General features: G+C 60.5%; 15 protein-coding genes. 3 read left to right on the top strand and 12 right to left on the bottom strand.

The annotated features are described in order from the left end of the window. Positions 1-280 precede the first annotated feature (280 nt). Complete coding sequence (locus tag FEZ60_RS24105; RefSeq protein WP_045065850.1) at positions 281-577, top strand: antibiotic biosynthesis monooxygenase; 297 nt, start codon at positions 281-283, stop codon at positions 575-577. A 254-nt stretch (positions 578-831) separates the two neighbouring features. Here FEZ60_RS24105 and FEZ60_RS24100 read toward each other — a convergent pair whose 3' ends face one another. The 3 genes from FEZ60_RS24100 to FEZ60_RS24090 form a co-directional block, all read right to left on the bottom strand. Further along, positions 832-1,305, bottom strand: a complete 474-nt coding sequence (locus tag FEZ60_RS24100; protein WP_045065848.1) for a hypothetical protein — start codon at positions 1,303-1,305, stop codon at positions 832-834. A 603-nt stretch (positions 1,306-1,908) separates the two neighbouring features. Further along, complete coding sequence (locus tag FEZ60_RS24095; RefSeq protein WP_172937175.1) at positions 1,909-2,703, bottom strand: thioesterase family protein; 795 nt, start codon at positions 2,701-2,703, stop codon at positions 1,909-1,911. Between the two features lie 309 nt (positions 2,704-3,012). After that, positions 3,013-4,563 (bottom strand): FAD-binding protein, encoded by a 1,551-nt coding sequence (locus FEZ60_RS24090; RefSeq protein WP_346343402.1) that lies wholly within the window; start codon positions 4,561-4,563, stop codon positions 3,013-3,015. 471 nt (positions 4,564-5,034) lie between these two features. Between FEZ60_RS24090 and FEZ60_RS24085 the strand changes: the two genes are divergently transcribed. Then, positions 5,035-5,814 carry a GntR family transcriptional regulator gene (locus FEZ60_RS24085; RefSeq protein WP_172937173.1) on the top strand — a complete coding sequence of 260 codons (780 nt, stop codon included), beginning with the start codon at positions 5,035-5,037 and terminating at the stop codon, positions 5,812-5,814. A gap of 566 nt (positions 5,815-6,380) precedes the next feature. Then, positions 6,381-7,373, top strand: coding sequence for a phosphotriesterase (locus FEZ60_RS24080; RefSeq protein WP_045065841.1), 993 nt, complete (start codon positions 6,381-6,383; stop codon positions 7,371-7,373). Between the two features lie 189 nt (positions 7,374-7,562). Here FEZ60_RS24080 and FEZ60_RS24075 read toward each other — a convergent pair whose 3' ends face one another. The 9 genes from FEZ60_RS24075 to FEZ60_RS24035 form a co-directional block, all read right to left on the bottom strand. Next, positions 7,563-7,988: a thioesterase family protein gene (locus FEZ60_RS24075; RefSeq protein WP_045065840.1), complete on the bottom strand. Its 426-nt coding sequence runs from the start codon at positions 7,986-7,988 to the stop codon at positions 7,563-7,565. 252 nt (positions 7,989-8,240) lie between these two features. Next, positions 8,241-9,737, bottom strand: a complete 1,497-nt coding sequence (locus tag FEZ60_RS24070; protein ID WP_172937172.1) for a hypothetical protein — start codon at positions 9,735-9,737, stop codon at positions 8,241-8,243. A 445-nt stretch (positions 9,738-10,182) separates the two neighbouring features. Further along, positions 10,183-11,340: a serine hydrolase domain-containing protein gene (locus FEZ60_RS24065; protein ID WP_172937171.1), complete on the bottom strand. Its 1,158-nt coding sequence runs from the start codon at positions 11,338-11,340 to the stop codon at positions 10,183-10,185. 109 nt (positions 11,341-11,449) lie between these two features. Then, on the bottom strand, positions 11,450-12,709 hold the full coding sequence (locus tag FEZ60_RS24060; protein WP_172937170.1) for a M23 family metallopeptidase: 1,260 nt from the start codon (positions 12,707-12,709) through the stop codon (positions 11,450-11,452). An 11-nt stretch (positions 12,710-12,720) separates the two neighbouring features. Further along, positions 12,721-13,962 (bottom strand): M23 family metallopeptidase, encoded by a 1,242-nt coding sequence (locus tag FEZ60_RS24055; RefSeq protein ID WP_172937169.1) that lies wholly within the window; start codon positions 13,960-13,962, stop codon positions 12,721-12,723. A gap of 595 nt (positions 13,963-14,557) precedes the next feature. Then, a complete protein-coding gene (locus tag FEZ60_RS24050; RefSeq protein ID WP_084702556.1) occupies positions 14,558-14,818 on the bottom strand; it encodes a DDE-type integrase/transposase/recombinase in 261 nt (86 codons plus the stop codon). 135 nt (positions 14,819-14,953) lie between these two features. Beyond that, a complete protein-coding gene (locus tag FEZ60_RS24045) occupies positions 14,954-15,787 on the bottom strand; it encodes an alpha/beta hydrolase (protein WP_172937168.1) in 834 nt (277 codons plus the stop codon). A 145-nt stretch (positions 15,788-15,932) separates the two neighbouring features. Beyond that, complete coding sequence (locus FEZ60_RS24040) at positions 15,933-16,790, bottom strand: alpha/beta hydrolase (RefSeq protein WP_172937167.1); 858 nt, start codon at positions 16,788-16,790, stop codon at positions 15,933-15,935. Next, positions 16,787-17,821 carry an NADP-dependent oxidoreductase gene (locus FEZ60_RS24035; RefSeq protein WP_172937166.1) on the bottom strand — a complete coding sequence of 345 codons (1,035 nt, stop codon included), beginning with the start codon at positions 17,819-17,821 and terminating at the stop codon, positions 16,787-16,789. The genes FEZ60_RS24040 and FEZ60_RS24035 overlap by 4 nt, the downstream gene beginning before the upstream one ends. Positions 17,822-17,866: the final 45 nt, after the last annotated feature.

Here is a 17,866-nt window from a genome sequence, read left to right as displayed (position 1 = left end):
ACCGACCGAATGAATCGTGCTGTTCGGGGTAGGCCCACGGCGCACGGAACTCAAGACCGTGCCAAAATATCGGCGCACCAACATTTTTCCCGCCGCGGCCCGCAGCTGAGGCTGTATTCCAGGCGTCGCATTCCCTCACCATGGAGTCTCCTCTTTCGGCTCCACGATCGCTAGGGGGGCGGGATCGGTTTTCCTCGATCGGTGGGCTCGGGTTCCTTCCATTAGCCCATGGATGGTGTGATGCTTGACAGTGTTCACCACCTCGAAGAGGAGACTCGACATGGCCACCAAGGCGCTGCTGGTCCGACTTGAAGCCAAGCCCGGCAAGGAAGAAGCGGTCGAGGAATTCCTCCGATCGGCACTGCCGCTCGTCGAACAGGAGCCAGGCACGAAACCCTGGTTCGCGGTGCGGTTCGGGCCCTCGTCATTCGGCATCATCGACGCATTCCCCGACCAGGCCGCCCGCGAGACACATCTCAATGGTCCGGTCGGCAAGGCCCTCGGCGAACGCGCCGACGAACTCTTTGCTGCGCCGCCCGAAATCAGCCATCTCGACGTTCTCGCTGAAAAACTCTGAACCACCGACTGGAAAAATCCCTGTCGGCGACTGTCACTCTTCTGCTGTGAATACAGTTGTGCCACAGCCGTACCCGATTCACGAGAGCCTGCCGGCGTGCGCGGCTGTGGCGTACTGTCCGTCGCTCACTTTCTCGTTTTATTGCAAAGTGTTTCGAGTTTGAACTGACCTGCCTGGAAAGTGAAGCAGGACTTCTCGTTTCTGGAGGAGAGCTTAGTGGAGCACCACGGATCATCGAGCACGGACGATCGGTGCTAGTCCTGTTGGAATAGGTGGTCATAGCCGATGGCGAAGGTGAGGTCGGATGGATTCACCATCACCGTGCGCCGGTCACCGACCTGGGGTCGCACGCTACCTGTGGGCACCTCGCAGTCAGCGTCGAACGTGTCGAAACCCGGGCCGCTGATACGGACGGTCAGTTCGGCGGTGTCTTGGCCCTCATCGCTGTCTCGGATGCGGTTGACGGCGAGGATTTCTGCGGTCGCTGCGATCCCGGCTGCCTGGAATCGCTTTTCATCCCAGCGCCACCCGTAGGTACTGATTGCAAGCCCGATTCCGATCGGGAAGGTGAAGACTCCCCACCACAGGCCGGTCGCGAGTGAACCGTCGATCAACCCGGCGATCGGCCCGGCCAGGATGAGGCCACCGGCGATCGAGTACGTCATCATCCCGGCGGTGAAACCGATGAGTTCGACCTGTTGCGGTTCGTTCGTGTTCTTGGTGGACACCTAGAAACCTTATGTGAAGGGGTGGGTTCTGGGTGGCTGTTTTAGGGTTTGAACTGTGGTGATGACAATTCCCTGGGTGGTTGTAGGGGTTTGGGGCGCCGGCGAATTGAGGGGCCGACGGTTGGGGCCGCGGAGGCTCCGGCTTGGCAGTGTGGGGGAGTCGTGCGCGCCCGGCGGAGCGGTGTGAGTCCCGATTTGGGTTAACTTGAATATTGTTGCAGTAGTTTCGTTTTCGTCGTTGGATGTTATCTGATTGTTTTGCTTAGCGGTTTTTATCGGCAGTCACTCCCGGGTGGATCGACCACTGGTTAATCCTGACACTCCGTGCCTCATTGATTGCTCCGTTCCTAACGGATTCATCACGTCGGGTCCAGGGAGAGTGGTCAGCGTTGACCGCCTGCTGCTGGGATTGTTCTCAGCTATGGACAAGGCCATCTTTGCCCGGAATTTCGCCGACAACTGTCGCGGAATTTCTCGAAAGTCGCGGGTCGATCGGACTAGCAGACCCGGAACTTACAACTGCCTTGCCGCCGCTGGAAAATTTCCGGTGTGCGTTGCTGCCGAGTGCGTCGGACCTCCACCACGTTGGTGGACGATGACCTCTTAAAGTGGAGAAAAAGCAGCGAAGTCGATCTGCCGACGAGCGTTGGGCAGCGCAGTGACCACGCAGGTGCCGAGCGGGCCGGTCCTGTCGTAGAGGGTCGCAGTACCGATCGAAATTCCTTCGGAGGCAACAGTATTGTCTGCGCGAATTCCCAGTTCGTAACCGAGAGGCAGTCGCGACAACGTGAGGGTCATGTCCGCATTGATGTACCCGGCACCCTCGGATCCCCAATGGCATATGAGGTTTGCGGTGTCACCGAGCACCGCGGCGCGTTGGAACGGCGAGATCGGTTCCCCGTCCACGAGCGCAGGCAGGCTGTGCCACGCATTTTTGCGGTCGCCATTCTGGTTCGCTGCAAAATCGTGTGTCCACTCACGGTCGCTACTCTTGAACAGCGGCGGCGACCCCAGCGGCGAAACGCATCCTTCCGGAGGCACCGGAAGGTCCAGTACCGGACTCCAGACACGACCGGCCGGCTCCGATCCAGTAGTCAGGAACACCACCGAGGCTCGTGCCCGCATTTGCTCGTCCTGCACGATGAAAGCATCCGCGGCGGTGATTCGCGTGCCTTGGCGGACAACCTCGCTGCGTACCTCGATCGGGGCAGTCGAGACCGGCTTGAACAAGTCCACTGTCAGCCGGGCCGGAACGAAGCCGGTCGGACAGTGAGTCTCGAGCTGGCGAGCGAGTAAACCACATACGGCATGACCGCCGACCTGGGTCGGTGCCCAGGCGCTGACCGCCAACTGCTCCGCTATGAGTAGCTCCCCGCGTTTGGTGAAGAAACTGACCATCGTTGCCGACTTCCTTTTCAGTTCATCTCGTCTGCTCGAATATTTCGAAATGTAACATGTTCTAGTTTATTCTGGGTGAATATCGGTTTGCGATACCGATTCCAGGAAGGCTGAACAGTGTTATGAGACAACGCTTTCAGCGTGAACACCCACCACAGGCTCGCCGGCCTCGCCATGCGTACTGACCGTCCTATCGGCGCTACTGTGATCATGCGGCGCAGGTTTCGTTCGCAGATCGCTGGGGCCGCGACGTCTGCGGCCCCAGCGCGTTCTCATTCGAAATGGTTCAGTTGGCGGAGGGATCCGTTCTCAAGCTTGACGGCCGACCATGTCGAGAGCGGCGAGGTGACTGAAGAGCATGCTGGTTCCGATCGGGTTTCCGCCGCCGGGATAGACGGTGCCGCTGGGTGCGGCCATCGTGTTGCCTGCCGCGTAGAGGCCCCGAATCGGATTGCCGGCGGTGTCGAGTACCCGCGCGGCGGTGTCGGTCCGTAGCCCTCCCTTCGTGCCGAGGTCGGAGATGCCGAAGGTGGCTGCGTGGTACGGGCCGCTGTCGATTGCCACCAAGGGTGATTCACCGTTCGTGAACGCACGGTCGTAGGCCTCGTCGCCGCGGCCGAAGTCTTCATCGACACCCTTGGCGACCATCGCATTGAACCGGGCAACGGTCGCGACCAGGTGATCGCCTGGCACACCGATCTTTTCGGCCAGTTCCTCGAGGGTGTCAGCTGTGTGCCACAGGCCGGCCGCCTCGTACTTCTCGGTCTCGACCATGGAGACGTTGGTGGCCCGAACCGGTGGACGCTCGCCCTCCTTGTTGTCGTAGATCATCCAGTACGGCAGGGTGACCGAGCCATCCTCCATCTGGTCGATGACATCACGGCCGAGGCGGTCGTAGGCCGACGATTCGTTGACGAACCGCTTGCCGTCCTGATTGACAAAGATTCCGCCGGTGAACCACAGCGCAAACACCGAGCGGCCGTCCGGATGAGTCATCCCCGGAGCCCACCAGGCTTCGCTCATCAGGTCGATGTCGGCACCGACTGCCATTCCAGCCTGGTGCGCCGCGCCGAGGTTGCCCCGGGGGCTCACGGTGTCGCGGGCGGTGCCGGGCACACCGTATTTCAGGCGAAGCTCATCGTTGCCCTCGAAGCCGCCGGCCGCGAGCAACACGCCTTTGCGGGCCCGGATGGCCCGGCGCTCGCCGTGGTGATCGACCATTGCGCCGACGACAACACCCTCCTCGACTACGAGCTCGACAAGTGGTGTGTTCAACCGCAGGTCGGCGTTCGGATACTTCGCAATTGCTTTGAGGAGTCGACCTATGAGCGACTGGGCCCCGACCAGCACGTCGGGTAGCGGAGCCCCGAGACGTTCCGTGTCGAGAGGTCCTCGCATGGACGCGCGGAGGTCTCCCACCTCTACTGCCGGAATCGGCGTCGGGACGATGTGTCGCTGGCCGTCGAGTCGGGCCTTCGGCGCTTTACCGAAATAATCAGGCCACGGCCGCATTTCGAACTCGAGGTTCTCATCCTGTTCGAGGTATTCGATCAGCGGTGCTCCACCCCGGACGTACGTGTCCTGCAATTCGCGCGGGGTGCGGTCGCCAACTACCGCGTGGTAGTACTCGAGCGCGTCTTCGATCGTGTCGTCAGTGCCGGCACGCTGCAGGACCGGGTTGCATGGGAACCACACACCGCCCCCGCCGGAGTAGGCGGTGGTGCCCCCGAACTTGTCGGTGGCCTCGACCAAGAACACCTCGAGTCCTTCTCTCGCCGCGGTATATGCGCCGGTGAGGCCGCCGCCACCCGAACCCGCTATCAACACGTCGCATTCTTCGTTCCAGTTGACCATCGTCACTGTCCTTTCGATTGATACTGATTTTGATGGAAGAGGGCCAACGCCCCGGGTGTTGTGTCGACAGGCGAGGAGCGTCTCAGCGCATCGGTTGGGAAACCGTCGCAGAAGAGTTCATACAAGAAGATGAATTGCATGCCATGGCAACCCCGCCAAAACTCTATAGAGAATATCTCTCGGAAATCGTTGTGTCGCAGTCAAATTTCTCGGCAGATGGGTTCACTTCCTGCAGCGCCTCACGCCGACAATAGGTGATCACACCTATTGCGACAAGCGAACTCCGAAGCGGCATGGGAATGCTCAGTGCGCTGCGCCGAACAGTTTCGGCGTATCGGCGAAACTGAGAATCAAAACACCAGCTCGCAGCGTTATGAAAAATACATTAACGGCGTAATATGCGGGGCAACAATATAATTGAAAATCTGTACTACACTTCGTCGAGACTCGTCAGAGTTGGAGCGCGAGGTAGGTTGGATGAAGGCAAGACCTGATTCGGTTCGACGAACAAGGGATCTTCTCCGGGCAGCGGTGCTGCGTGGAGATTTCGTCGACGGCATCCTTCCGGGCGAGCGCGAACTCGTAGGTTCCTATTCGGTGAGCCGGGGGATCGTCCGCGAAGTTCTGACGCTCCTTCGGGACGAAGGGTTGATCGCACGGACTCAGGGCGTGGGGACACACGTCGTCGCCCCTACCGCTCACAGGCGACTCGAAGACATTCAAGGCATCGCAGAATTGAAGAGCGGCAATCACTTCAATGGGAGGTTGCTTCTGACATCCTTCGAGAGCACAGTGATCTCAGCGCCCGCTGCTGCATCGAGGGCGCTCGAGGTGGAAACCGGCACACCGTGTTTGCGCGTGGACTACGCGGCGGGCACGATCAGTGGAGACGTAGACGCTGCGGCCACCAACTACGTTTTGTTCCCGGAAGCGCAGCGATTGATCGACACTCCCTTCGTTGTCGATTGGTATGCCTACCTTTCGAGTGCGGGAGTGAAAATCGGTGGGTCCGATTTCACGGTCAGTGCGGTGCTCTCAGATGAAACTCTGGCGTCGGTATTGAGAACCACCGAGGGGGCGCCCTTGCTGTTGTTGGAACAAACCATCCGAGACATGCCGGGGCGAGTCTTCAACTACGCGATTGCCCACGCACGACCCGACCGCTTGCGGGTCGTTTCCCATTCAGCGCGGGGCGCAGCAACTTTCGACAGGACAGCTGTCCCTGAACGAGGCGAAAGACCGAACCGAATCCAGTGACTGCCTAAGGGTGTGCGATGGCCGTGCTGAGACCGGCCGTCGTCGCGGGGTGCCAGCTGAGGCGTCGTGCGACCTGGTGGTCACCAACCTCGACGGTGGCGTTCGGGCGCCCCCGGCAAAAGCGTTCAAGGCAGTTGGTTGATGCTCGGACCGGCTGGCCTAGCGGCATGTTCTCACTGAGTGAGACCTGGGACACCCTGGTGTGCGTTGGATCGTAATCATGACGCAGACGGATCGCCAGTGTCTATGCGAATGGCGGTGTTTCGGCTCGTTATGTACTAGTTCATGGAGACTGATGCTGCTGTCCATGTATGCGCGGTGGTTGTAGTTACGGATCGGATGTGCCCGACTCGTTGCTGCCAGGCCCTTCCTGTTGGATTTGCCGTCTCGATAGCACAAGAATGTGAAAACTACTCCGGCACAGCGTAACCCGCATTTTGCTTCTAGGTCTGGACGAAGTCTGCGTTCCTTCGCCTTGTCTCCGGTGAAACAAACACATGCACAAGTATTCAATCCTGCACTTGAAATGAATAGGTGCGGCGTAGTTCCCCGATGAGGAGTCAGAAATGGCACAGGTTGAGACCGTTCGAGGTTCGATTGATACGTCCGCGCTCGGACGAACCTATATGCACGAGCACATCTTCATTCTCAATACCGAGATGCAACAGAACTTTCCAGAGGAATGGGGAGACGAAGACGATCGCGTCGCGGACGCGGTCGCGAAGTTGCGGGCCCTGGCGGCGCAAGGTGTGCAGACAATTGTAGATCCAACAGTGGTGGGACTGGGCCGTTACATACCGCGGGTCCAGCGTATCGCCGAACAGGTACCCGAGTTGAACATTGTGGTAGCCACTGGCTGCTACACCTTCACCGACGTCCCGTTCTACTTCCAACATCGGGGGCCGGCACTCAATTCGGTGATGGGCGCGGAGGTTCCTGACCCGATGGTCGATCTTTTCGTCAAGGACATCACCGTGGGCATTGCCGACACCGGAGTCCGTGCCGCATTGCTCAAGTGTGCGATCGATGCTGAAGGCCTCAGGCCGGGTGTGGAACGAGTAATGCGCGCAGTGGCGAAGGCGCACCACCTGACCGGCGCCCCGATTACGGTGCACACTCATCCGGAGAGTAAGACGGCCCTCGACGTCAAGCGAGTGATGTGTGACGAGGAAGGCGTCAAGCCCGAGCGGATTGTGTTGGGCCACAGTGGCGATAGCACGGATCTAGATCATTTGACTGAACTGGCGGAGAGCGGATTCATACTAGGAATGGATCGATTCGGTCTCAACGTCAATGTCACTTTCGAAGAGCGGGCGGACACGCTGGTCGAGATGTGTCGACGGGGGTACGCCGAGCAGATGGTGCTCTCGCACGACGCGAACTGCTTCTTCGACTGGATGGACCCTGCGCTCAAGGACATGATGCCGGGGTTCGACTACCTGCATATCGAAAAGGAGGTCCTCCCGTACGTGCGTGAGCAAGGCGTCACCGAGGAGCAGATCACGGCGATGTTGTTCGAAGTTCCCCGCCGCTACTTCGAGAACGTCAGCACTTACTAGAGTGAGTTCTCGCGCCGCCGTACTTCTGGGCGAAGACGCTACGTCAGCCCGGAAGTATCGACGCGGCACCGTCAAGTTGTTGAGATCACCTGAGCGGCGACGATGCGGTGGTGTCGTCGATGTCGCTGAAAGTCATTGTCTGGGCGTGCCTCGTGCGATTCGCAACCGGGCTCAACGATGATGCGTGGGTCAGTCTTCGGTGGTCCACGCCGAGAGCGCGGCCCGCTCGTCCGCGGACAGGCGACGCAGCGTACCGGCGTCAGGGTCGGCGAACGCGAGTTGGGTGATGGCGGTGACCGCGGGCTTCGAGTCCGGTGCGGCGTGTGCGGAGCGGACCTCGTAGCGGAGGGTTACATCGACGGCACGGAGCTTCTCGATCCACATGGTGACCGCGAGCGGGCTGTCGGAGTGCTTGAGCGGGGTGCGGTACCGGACCTCGATCCCGGCGACGACGGATGTCCCGAAGAGGTTCGCGATCTCGGGGCCGGCGGATAGCAGTGAGTCGATGCGGGCTTCCTCGAGGAGCGTCACCATGCGGGCATGGTTGACGTGTTTGAAGATGTCCATGTCGGACCACCGGACGATGACGTGTGAGGTGTAGGTGCGGGCGGTCATCGGTGGAAATCTCCTCGGCTCGTGGTGAGGTTGTCATTGTCGCAGGGTGGATGGCTTCTGGTGGAGACTTGCCCAGCCAGGCTTCGCGAGCCGTGATCCGATCAACGTTCGCTAGATCAGTGCGCCGGAATGCACCCAAGCACTCTCAGGGAGGCACATCCCGCCATCCGGGAACGACTTGTGTGCAGGATTACCCACACACGCCGGCTGGGGTCCGGATCGGACACCTTCACCGATGTGGAAATATTGCCACTAGGGGTAGTCGAGTAGCGCCGCGACATCCAGCGGATTCGGCCACTGCATGGATTGCTCAGGCAGGGACTGCAAGCCGTCGGCGATGATCCACACTGTGCCCGTTGCGTCGACAGTGATTGCCGGTCGGATTGCGAAGATCGGTGCGCTTTTCACCGGTTCGAGGGTGGCGGCATCCAGGAGCGTTAGCAGTCGATACCGTCGTGTCGGATCACAGTCACCCGGCCGCTGTCCGATCGGAGAGGCGTCGCTCGATGGATGAGCCACCGTACAAACATAGGTGCCAACCTGCCTGACGTGGAACGGTTCCCAATCGAGATCGTATTCATCGCCCAACGACAGGTCGGGGAGGATCGTTGACGCCGTACCGTGATTGAACAGCCGCAGCGGGGATCCAGCGAGGAAGAGACGCTGCCGACGCGGGCCTGGAATCGATGACAGGACAGGCCCTGTGGTGACGTCACCAGCAGTGGTAACCCGCATCAGCCGTCTGCTCGATTCTCGATCGGATACTCTCGCCTCGAGTAGTACGAGAAACGAATCACCCTCTACAGCAATACTGTTGACATACTCGTCCGGAGCCTTCACTGCAATCGGATCCGCCCCCGGTGTGTGCAACCACCACACTCCGCCCGGTGAGCAGGCCAGGAAGATTTCCCCGACGACAGCACCGGCGTGTACCGGGACGTCGCTGACGCGGCAAGGTTCGAATCCTGTTGTGCATTGATAGGTTCCGTCTGTACCGGCCACCCAGCATCCGCCCGGGGTGGCCCACACGTGCCGTGAGACTCCGATGGGCCCGGGTAGGACATGTTCGGTGGCAACATGATCGGAGTCGATGCTGACCACGATTGGGAGTCCGCTGTCGACCGTCCACAGCACATCTCCCGCCGCACTCACATCACCCGGAACGAAACGCGGCCGAACGGGGTGGGGTGCGACGTCGTCGAGGTCGAGTTCGATCCATGCCCCGCTTTCGCGGTCCACCTCGTACACGTCGTCGCGCATGAACACGTCGGTGTCGAAGAACCGTGGTGATTCGGTGACCTCGCGCAGTGAGCGGTGTCCTGGCACGATCGCCCACCCGTGACTGTCGGGTTCTCGCCGGTATCGCAAGCTGAGCAACTGGACCCGCGTCACACGGCCACGCACTCGTGAAGTGAACTGGTGACTCAGCGTTCCGTAGAAGCGGCCGGTCAGCTCTACGTGGCCGGAGCGCGGGTGAAATCCTCGCCACGACGCCTCCCACCCGTCACCGCGTAGCACCCCGCTCCATTCCCAGCGGCGCGGTGAATCCTCCCCCGTGTACTGGAAGATCGGGGGATGCCCATCGGCTATGAGGACCGCACGAATCGTTACGGCGTCGATGTTCTCGGCCGGGAGTTCCGTGAAGTGAAGTGGGAAGTCGAGCACCATGCCGATCTTCGGTGGCGGTATCTCCCCATCTTCGATGGCGAGTCCTTCGATCTGCACGGCGAGCGTGCGGTGGCGGCGCATGCGCCTTTCGGTGAAGTCATAGCGTCAACAGTACCCAGCGTCAATCGGCGCGTAATGACTGGCGACATAATTGCCCCAGTAGCCTTGTGCCATGACTGGGCCGTAAATGGGAAGACCGCTGGCGCTGCCCTTTCTCCCGGTCGTCGAGCATATGAGCAATCTGGCTGACGCGGCTTCGTTCTCCGTGCAGACGAACACGGGTAGACCGTTGAGCTTCGCACCGGATTCGGTGGCTGACGTCGACGTCTTTCTCGGCGAGATCGCCATCGAAGTTGAGGGCAGCGACGAGCTGGCGGAGTTGATTTTCAAACTGGGTGGCTGGCCAGTCGTGAAACTGCCTTCGGGGTACTACGCGAATCCGATCGACAAGGCTTTCAAGCGCGTGGATAACGGGTCCCAGGACAGCCTTGTGTCGTTCTGGACGGCAGCTGTTGGTGTCTGGGAACTACTTGTCCTGCAACGGAATCGCCCGCGAGATCAGCTCCGAGATCTTTGTCGCCGGCAACTCCCCGTCCGGTGCCTGCGTGATGTTTGTCAGAACAACGATGATCGTGCCGTCGGATTCCCGACGCGTCGTTTGGGTTTGGTAGCCGCTCATATGGCCCTGGTGCCCGGTGAGTCCGTTGAGCTTCGCGATGCCCAGTCCGTAGGGCATCGCTCCGCCGGTGGCGAAGTCGAGTCGTTCTTCTTGCATTTCGGGATCCAAGAGATCCCCGGCAACGAGAGCGCGGCCCCAGATCGCCATATCGTCGGCAGTGCAAATGGCTTCGCCCGCACCGAATCCCCAGGAGGGATTAGAGTTCGTCACATCGATCAAATCTGGTTTCGGTGCCGGCGGGCTCGGGTTGTCCCACTCGGTGCCGTACTGATATCCGCGGCTGTACGGAGTGGAAAGCGTCGAATCTTCCTGCGCCGGCATCGAACAGCCGGTCATCTGCAAAGGGCTGAAGATGCGATCCTGCACGAGGGCGTCAAGTGAGGCACGGCCGTGCTGTTCGGCGATAAGACCGAGCATCACGTAGTTGGTGTTCGAATAATCCCAGCCCGCCCCTGGCGTAAACTCGGCCGGTTGACCGACCGTGGTAGCGAGGAGTTCCTCCGGACTCCACACTCGTGCAGGATTGTTCGCAAGATCATTCAAGAATTGGTCGGGTGTATATGTGGGGATGCCCGACGTCATGTTGAGTGCTTGCCTGATGGTGGCACCGTTGGTATCGAGCGTCGGAAAGTAGGGTGCCAGTGCATCATCGAGTCCGAGCTTGCCCTCTTGGGCGAGCTGCAGGACCACCGTCGCGGTCAGTGTCTTACTGATACTCCCGATTCGAAAGTGGTTCTCCACCTTCATAGGTTCGTTCGTGTCGATATTTGCGACGCCTGCCGCGATCTTGTAGGTGCCTCGATCGGGACTGGCGACAATGGCAACCAATCCAGGTATCCCCATTTCCTCCATCTGCTCGTTGATGACGGGTAGTACCGCGGACTCGAGCGAGGTTTGTGCAGAATCGAATTCCGTTGATGTCGAATCGGTTTGGCTGGCTTCTCCGCTCGCGCAGGCTGTCAGCGTCACCATCACAATCGCGAGTGTCGTGGCTGTGAGTTTCATGGCATCTCCCTGAAGTTGACGACGTCGTCGTTGAGCGGAAGTTGGTTGGTTCGTTCACCGGCATTCGGCCCCGTCGCGAAAGCGTCTGTTGCAGTGCATACTCGGAGCATCAGGCAGCGGGCGGAAAGTCGACGATGGTGGAATACAGGGGGAGCTGATTCTTGCGCTCTCCGGCATCGGGACCCTCCGAGACATTGACGAAAATGCCTTCGCCGGTAGAAGAAGCCTCCACGCCTACGGCTCCGACGAATGTGAACCGGTCGATCTCGTATGGGACGTTGTCACCCGACAGGGGTAGCGGCGCTCGGGACACGTGAAAGTGGAGGTGCGGCGCAGTCGTGTTCCCTGAGTTGCCGAGTTTGCCGATTACCTGCCCTCGGGTGACCGTGTCACCGACCTTTACCGACGCGCTACCCGGGATCATGTGTGCGTAGAAGGCGAAGTTCCCGTCACCGATGTCGATAATGACGTAGTTTCCGGCCAACTGATCAACGGCGACGCCCTCCGGAAGGATCTTGGGCGGAACATCCGGCATGTCCGACACCACGGTCACGACCTTGCCGTCGGCAACTGCCAACAACTCGGCGCCGTATCCGGAGTAATCCTCGTTTCGGGTTCCGTCGCCGACAGCGATTGCGTCGCCCTCATTGGTTTGCATCCAGTCGATGGCATAGCGCTCGGCGCCGTTCATCCTGCCGCCCAACGCCATCACTACGCCCCGGTGCGCATTCATCACGCAACAGCTGTTGTCGGCAATCCACCCATCACCGGCAACCGGCGGCCCGATGATGACGGGCGAGGCCCTACTTGTACGAACCGTCCCGCCGATCTGGGTATTGCTGTCCGGGTACAACGCGCCGTGTGCTTCCGATCCAGGCGTCGCCGCGCCGAGCGTGGCGCTGATGCGGTGTGTCACTTCGGCCGGAACATCGTCGCGGCTGTCGTAGACGTCATCGAGAAGGAGCACTACCGTGCGACCCGCGGCTATGTCGCCGGACGTCGGCGGGAACTGGAGAGTCCGTGCTGCCACCTCTGCTTGTCCTGCGGTGGTGACGACCTTGCCGTCAGGCCCGTCGGCGAGGGTCTCGACCTGCGTGATCGTCACCGGGCGAGGTGTGACGTTGAGCAGCTGGATCTCGTAGGCCACATGAACTTTCCCGTCGGTGCCGGTGACCGGAATCGGATCCGGTCCGAGAGTGTTGATCACCAACGGCGTCGCCACATCTTTGTCGAGGGGATACCCCGGCGGAACCCCGCCGCGAGGATCGACGGTCGGTGTCGAAGCTGTCGTCGAGTCGGTGGAATCGATAGATGAACATGCCGCCAGCAGGGCTGCGCATGTAACGAGAACTATTGGGGCCCTTCGCATTGTCGGTGTCCTTACTTGGGGAAGTTGATGACGTCCGAATTGAGCGGGAGCTGATCGGTTCGCTCTCCCGCATCCGGTCCCTTCACGAGGGAATCTGTGGCCGTCGAGCCCACGAATGTGAAGCGGTCGATCTCGTAGGGCACGTTGTCGCTGGACAAAGGCGCCGGAGCCCGAGAGACATGGAAGTGCAAGTGAACCTCCGTGGTGTTGCCCGAGTTGCCCAAGTCTCCGATTACCTGGCCGCGGGAAACCTTGTCTCCGACCTTTACCGACGCCGATCCAGGGATCATGTGCGCATAGAAGGCGTAATTGCCGCCGCCAATGTCGATGATCACGTAGTTGCCACCGAGTTGATCGAACGTCAGACTTTGGTTGACTTGATGCGGCGGCTCGTCCTTCTTGTCAGACACAACTGACACAACGGTGCCGTCGGCCACCGCCAACAGCGGTGCGTCGTAAGCGAAGTAGTCCTCGTTCTTCGAGCCGTCACCGTCGCTGGAACTGAGAACCGGGTTGTTCATATCGATACGCATCCAGTCGACGGCATAACGTTCGGTCCCGTTGATCCGTCCGCCCACCGCCATCATCGCTCCACGGTGCGATGTGATCACGCAACAGCCGTTGGCCGCCACCCAACCGTCACCTGCGAGGGGTGGCCCGATGGTCACTGGCGAACGTGCACTTGTCTTGACCGCTCCACCGATCTGAGTCACGGTGTCCGGATATCTCGCATTGAGGCCGGAATCCTGTGTGATGAAGGGGCCATACGAGGTGACCAGCCGATGGGTCACCTCAGCCGGTACGTCCGCGGGAGTGTCGTAGACCCCATCGAGTACCAACACAACAGTGCGCCCGACGGGGATGTCGGTAACCGGCGCCGCTTCGAAATTTGCCGACGGGAAGGTACGGGCCAGCACCTCGTCTTTCGTCAGGCTCGCTACTACCTCGCCGTCCGGCCCACCGGCCAGTGTGTCGATCTCAGTGATGGTCGCGGGCCGCGGCGACAAGTTGAGTACCGAAATTTCATAGGCCACATGAACTTTGCCGTCTGTACCGGTAACCGGAATCGGATCCGGCCCTAGTGCCGTAATGACAAGTGGCGCCATCACATCGGCATCAAGCGGGTAGCCGGGCGGGATGCCACCGCGGGGGTCGACGGTCGATGTCGCCGACGATTTGGTGGAATCGGCAGCTGACGAGCAAGCCGCAAGTAGCGCGGCACATGCAACGAGGACTAGTGAAGCTCTACGCATGGATGGTGTCCTTTTATGAATAGGCAATTCCTCGCCGCCGTAAATCAGTCAGTTTCAGATCCATTCGTCGTCATGAACCCGAGAGCGGAATCAGATATGCCGGGTCGACGTATTATTCGAGCATATGCACGAATTGCCAGTTTCATCAATGAATTTCGAATCTCGAAATTGCACGGCTGGAGAGCCGCACATGTAGTCGAGGCCACCCAAGCTCGCTCGCACACACGTGACCAGGTAATCAACGTCGTTGCAGGGCCTTTCACAAAGAAATGCGTGTTTCCGGACTGGAATATTTCACCCTCCGCTTCACCCTACGTTTCACCCTCGGCTTCAGTGGGGTAGTACGAGAAATTGGCGATCCAGAGAGCAGCAGCTGCTTTCGGCTTCTCCAGCGACACCTAGGCTTGAAGAATTACACTGAGCAAGTTCGTCATTCGCACACAATCGCCTTCCGTTTCCCTCAGAGCTGGACGTTCAATCGCAGCGGGGCTGCCCGACGCCGACCCCGGCGAAATGCGCTGTCAAACAGGCGCTGTCAAGTTGTTTGGGATGCAGCAGTTTTCGGGAATAGCAGGCAATCACCCGGAGCGATCGGTCAAGCAGCGACGTTCAGTTCGGTAGCCTGATTCCATATTTGGAATCGAGCGGCTATCTCGGTGCGGTGGTCGGTGGCGGTCATACGGTGACGGGGCGAGTGGAAGTGTTGGGAGATCCGGCTGAAAACGGCGAGGAATCGTTGGGCTGAGCTGAGAGTGCGAAACCCTTTCATGGTGCGTTCGCGTTGCCGGGTCAGTTGATGGGAGTTCTCGCACCGATTGGTCAAATATTTGTTCTGCCGGTGCTCAGTTGGCGGCATCGTATTCGGGGTACTTGCGGGCAGAATCTTCGAGGAGAACAGATTGGCTGAAAATCGAGCTGGCTCCTTGGCTGTTCTCGGAAAACCGGGAACAGCTCACCGTGAGGGGCGAGCTGTTCCCAGGGTTGGATTTCGTCAGTCGGCTAGGAACTTCAGGACTTCGGGGACGAAGGTCTCGTGGTACTGGAAGATGCCGCCGTGCCCTGAGTTGGGGTAGATCGTGATTTTGGAGTTGGGCAGGCGCCTGGCCAGGTCCTCGGAGTGCTCGCTGGCGACCATGAGGTCGTTGTCGCCGTTGGCGACGAAGACCGGCGCGGTGATCTTCGAGAGGTCGTCCGGTGCGTGGAGTCCGCCGGTGGTGATGGCTCGGAGCTGCGCGATGCGGGCCTGGTTCGAGATCGGCTTGTCGCGGTCGGTGGTTCGTTCGGCGAGGCGGTCGAAGTAGGCGTTTGCGGCTTTCTTGCCCTCCGCGTTGCGGGGGAAGAAGAGGAAGTGGCGGGCGTCCTTGCGGGCCAGCGCCGCCTTGGCGTAAGCGCCGCCGACAATGAACGGCATCTTCCAGATTCCGCCGCCGCCGCGTGGTCCCGTGCCGGCAACGACCATGCGGCGTACGAGGTCTGGTGCCTGTAGGGCGATCATCTGAGCCACGGCTCCGCCCACGGAGAAGCCGAAGAGGTCGACTTTCTCGTGACCGAGCGCCCGGATGAAGGCGATAGCGTCGGCGCCCATCTGCTCGAGGTCGGCGGGCACCTTGGAGTTGGTGCCGCCGATGCCTCTGTTGTCGAAGGCGATGACGCGGTGTTGGGTGGCGATGCCGTCGATGACGCGGGGATCCCAGTCATCGAGGACTGCGGTGAAATGGTGCAGGAAGACCACCGGTACTTCGGAGTCGGCGCCGAGTTCGCGGTAGACGTAACGTACTCCGTCCACGTTGATGTTGCTGGTCGGCACGTCTTTCCAGGTGGTCATGAGATCTTCTTCCGTGATGTGGTCGGGGTGGAGGTCTGTATTTGGGATCCGCGCTGGTCAAGGCGAGCCAGGACGCCGAGCACCGACGAGATCAGGACGACCTGCCCGTGGTGAGCCGGTACCTGTCTTGGCGCCGTTTCTGCGTTCAGTGTGAGAGGAACTCGACGGCGGAGGGGGCGAACTTGTCGTGGAATTGGAATATGCCGCCGTGCCCGGAATCGGGGTAGATGATCAGTTCGCTTCCGGGGATTCGGCGGTGCAAGTCTTCGGAGAGGTTCGACGGAACCATGCGGTCGTGATCCCCGTTGGCGATCAAGGTGGGCGCGCTGATCGCAGTCAGATCTACCGGTGTGGAGCGTCCCCATCGTTTGATGGCTTTGAGTTGGGTCTGGAATGCTTTGACCGAGACGGATGTATCGCGGTCTTCGGTCCGCTCTTCGAGTCGTTTGACGAATGCAGCAGCGGCGCGTTTGCCGGTGGTGTTGCGGTTGAAGAACAGGAATTCCTTCGGGTCGGACCGCGTCAGAGTAGCTCGCAGCAGGTCGTAATAGGTTGTGCCGGCGACCTTGTCGATGTCTTTACCGCCTGCGGGTCCGGTCCCGGTGAGGACGAGTCTGCGCACGAGTTCGGGGTGCTCGAGTACGAGGGCCTGGGCGATCATGCCGCCGAGGGAGAACGCGAAAATATCGATCCTGTCGAATCCGAGGGCCTTGATGAAGGTGACGGCGTCATCGGCCATGGCGTCGATACTGTCGGGAACTTTCCCGGTGGAGGCACCGACGCCACGATTGTCGAAGGCGATGACGTGGTGGTCCTTCGCGATGGCGTCAGCGATGCGCGGATCCCAGTTGTCGAGGTTCGCGGCGAGGTGTACGAAGAAGACGACGGGGATTCCGCCCTTCGGTCCGAGTTCGCGGTACGCATAGGTGACGTCGCCGGCGGTGACGGTTCGGGTGCGCGCCTTCGCGTAGGACGTGATGACGGGGCCGTTGTCGGTACTCATCGGGATGTTCCTGTTTCGGTGGTGGGTTCGTTGCGTCGGGTGTTACTGATGACAGCTTTGCCGCGGATCCCGCCCTTGCTCAGTGCCTGGAGCGCCTGCGGGGTCTGGTGGAACGGGAAGACCTGTCCGACGACAGGGCGGAGCACGCCGTCGTCGACGAGCCCTGTGATGTGGCGGAGTTGGTCACCGCTGGCATGCATGAAGAGGAACTCGTAGCTCACGCCCAGCTTGCGGGCCTGGCGTCGGATGCCAAAGCTGAGGCCGGTGATCGCCAGGCGCAGTAGCGGATTGAGGCCGTTCTCGCGGGCGAAGGCGGGGTCCGGGGGGCCGGAGATCCCGATCGCCTTGCCGCCGCGACGCAGCACACGCAGCGACTTTTCGAGGTTCTCCCCGCCGAGGCTCTCGAGCACGAGATCGTAATCGCGGAGGACCTGCTCGAAGTCCTGGCTGCGATAGTCGATGACGACGTCAGCGCCGAGGCCGCGGACGAAGTCCGCGTTGGCGGCGCTTGCTGTGGTCGCCACAGTTGCGCCGAGATGTTTGGCGAGTTGGATCGCGATGGATCCGACACCACCGGCGCCGGCGTGGATGAGAACTTTCTGTCCTGGCTGGACGTTGCCGCGCTCGACCAGCGCCTGCCATGCGGTTAACGCGACCAGAGGCAATGAAGCTGCTTCCTCGATGCTGATTGATGCCGGTTTGAGGGCAAGATCGGCCTCTGCGACTGCGATGCGCTCCGCGAACGTCCCGATGCGATCCTTGTCGGGGCGGGCGTAGACCTCGTCGCCGGGTTTGAAGGACCGCACTTTCGCGCCGACCTCAATGACAACACCGGCGAGATCGTTGCCGAGGATCAACGGAAGCGTATAGGGGAGTATCTGTTTGAATTCGCCGGCACGAATCTTCTCGTCGAGTTGGTTCAGCCCGGCCGCGTCCACTCGCACGAGTACGTCATGCTGACCGACTACCGGCTCTGGGACGTCGGATTCTTGCAGTGGCCCTTTGTATTTGGTGACGACAAACGCTTTCATGGCGTTGATCCTTCTGCTGTGGGGACAGGTAGCCAGCGAGGCGTC

It is taken from the genome of Rhodococcus sp. MS16, from assembly GCF_013277795.1.
Classification (GTDB): Bacteria; Actinomycetota; Actinomycetes; order Mycobacteriales; family Mycobacteriaceae; genus Rhodococcus_F; species Rhodococcus_F globerula.
This window is presented reverse-complemented; position numbering and strand designations above follow the sequence as displayed.